This window comes from Bradyrhizobium sp. Crot121, assembly GCF_059512385.1.
Genome location: NZ_JCAMOR010000202.1, coordinates 1 through 2,158 on the forward strand (window position 1 = coordinate 1; position 2,158 = coordinate 2,158).

Genomic DNA, 2,158 nt, shown 5'->3' on the forward strand with positions numbered 1-2,158 from the left:
TGAGCGGATGGTCCGCAGGAACTCGTGCCTCCGGCGAAATGTACGAAAATAATCCGCCCTGATCCGAAAAAGCGCCCGGCATGCGAACCCCCGACGATCCATGATCGATATAGAATCATCAATCGCAGCCCCTGACGACGGCTTTTTCAGCAGACTGCTAAGTCAGGCCACGCTATAAAGTCAGCCTCAGCCTCGTTCTCTTATACGCGGATGCCTGCGGGGCGACCATCAACGGGACCCCAGCGAACTCTCTGTGAGACGATCATGCTGTTTGCCATGACCGAGAGCCTACAACATCCGTGTGATTTCAGGGTGAATTGTATACATCCGGGCCGCGCTAGGTTCGCATGCCCGATGGAAATGATATCTGTACTTTGCGCCATCGTCGAAACCAAGCCGATTGGCACGCCAATTGCTGGAATATGCTGAGGAAGAACACCAAGATAGCCGAGAGGATTCTATGTCAAACCCTAATTGGTTCTCTTGGTTGAGTTTTCCATTTTTCGCGCCACTCAGCGGGTCGGTGGTGCAGGACATCGCACCGAATTTTCACCGGCAAGTCGATAATGACGTAAGTGCTGAGATTGGCTTAGCTGAACAGCTGGTCATTCTTTGCAATGCCGTTAAAGAGCTTAGGGCGATGCTCGTAGGCATCGAGGAGACACCAGGCGCGAAGCTCAAGATCGCATCCGAGGATGTAACAACAGCAATGGGGCAGCTCGCAGGGATGGAAGCGAAAGTAAACGAGATCAAACAGCGTCATAGCAAGGCCGCCGATCTGGAAGCTGAGCGCGCGCTAGATCGCCTGAAGGAGGTTAATCCGGAGGGATATGAGACGTTCATTCGTAAGCGCGAGAACCGCGCGAGCGCTGGTTAGAGCGCGAGCTCAACCAGCGACTGATGCCGCAACTCTTCTCCCACGCACCTGCCTTTAGATTCGAGGTACGCTGTCAGCATGGTAAAACGGATTGGCTCGTGCAGCTTGTCGATGATCGGGGCGATCGGTTTTGCGATGTGTGGTTTGGCGTCAATCCCGACGACGGCTGGGCCTTTGATGGATTGGTGCACTTCGGAGACCCCGATGCCGATCCGCACGTCTGGCAGAGCTACCAACGCTACTCGGATGGCACCTATCGGCGGCTGCCTTCATTCGCATCCAGCCTCGATCAGTTCAGGCGAGCGACTAAGGGATCATGACAATCGGCCCCGTGCTATACTTCCAGGATGGCTAAGAAGGAGTCCGATTTCGACAAGCTTGCTCGACTTATCAAAGAAGAAGGTGAGGATATTCGAACAGAGATTCGTAACGAGATCGGTCGACTGGAGAAGAAAGTCGACGCTGGCTTCACCCGCATTGATCGCGAGCTTAGTGAAATCCACTCGGAATTGAGAACGCTTCGTCACGACCTCGATGATCTTCGACGAGAAGTCGAGAATATTTCCGGCTACCGCAAGGGGATAGACCACGCACTCGAGAGAATCGCAGCGATAGAAAAACATCTCGGAATTGGCAAGAAGGTGGTTGTGACATTGGCAAGCGATCTTTGAAGCGCTCGCCCGCGGCGGCAAGGACGGCGTGACTTTGTCCATCGACTCCACCTCGATCAAGGCGCATCGCTCGGCGAGCGGCGGAAAGGGGGAGCATGAACAGGCGATTGGCCGCTCGCGCGGCGGGCGGACCACGAAAATCCACGCGCTGAGCGACCCTGATTGCAAACCTTGCGCATTTCATCTCACTCCGGGCCAAGATGCAGATATTGCCGCAGCGCCGGCCCTTTTGGACCTCGCGCCGCCAATGTCTGCCCTCATTGGGGACAAAGGCTACGACGGCGACGGCTTTCGCGCCGAAATCGTCAATCGTGGTGCGAAGCCCGTCATTCCAAACAAATCCAACAGGGTGACCCTCCACAACTTCAGCATGCGCGCCTATAAAGGGCGCAACGTCATCGAGCGTTGCTTCTGCCGGCTCAAGGATTTCCGGCGTGTCGCAACTCGTTACGACAAACTCGCCAGAAACTTCTTGGCTGCCGTCCACATCGCCGCAGTCGTCGCCTATTGGATCAATTGAGTCTGAACCCTAACATTACAGTTGGTGCGCCGGGAGACCGGCAAGGAGTAGGTGGTGGAAGTCCACGACGATGAAGGAGTAGCGACCCAC

3 protein-coding genes and 1 pseudogene are annotated in these 2,158 nt (G+C 55.5%); all 4 read left to right on the top strand.

Annotation, left to right across the window (positions count from 1 at the left end; translation table 11 throughout):
- The first annotated feature begins 400 nt into the window (after nt 1-400).
- The gene (locus AC5ZGW_RS45905; RefSeq protein ID WP_130231852.1) at nt 401-877 is read left to right on the top strand and encodes a hypothetical protein; all 477 of its coding nucleotides are present in this window, start codon (nt 401-403) and stop codon (nt 875-877) included.
- 98 nt (nt 878-975) lie between these two features.
- Nucleotides 976-1,197 carry a hypothetical protein gene (locus AC5ZGW_RS45910; RefSeq protein ID WP_028168747.1) on the top strand — a complete coding sequence of 74 codons (222 nt, stop codon included), beginning with the start codon at nt 976-978 and terminating at the stop codon, nt 1,195-1,197.
- A gap of 27 nt (nt 1,198-1,224) precedes the next feature.
- Nucleotides 1,225-1,548 carry a hypothetical protein gene (locus AC5ZGW_RS45915; protein WP_080664126.1) on the top strand — a complete coding sequence of 108 codons (324 nt, stop codon included), beginning with the start codon at nt 1,225-1,227 and terminating at the stop codon, nt 1,546-1,548.
- Nucleotides 1,532-2,068: pseudogene (locus AC5ZGW_RS45920) on the top strand (IS5 family transposase); the annotation flags it as partial. The gene AC5ZGW_RS45915 and the pseudogene AC5ZGW_RS45920, both read left to right, overlap by 17 nt.
- Between the last annotated feature and the right edge of the window lie 90 nt (nt 2,069-2,158).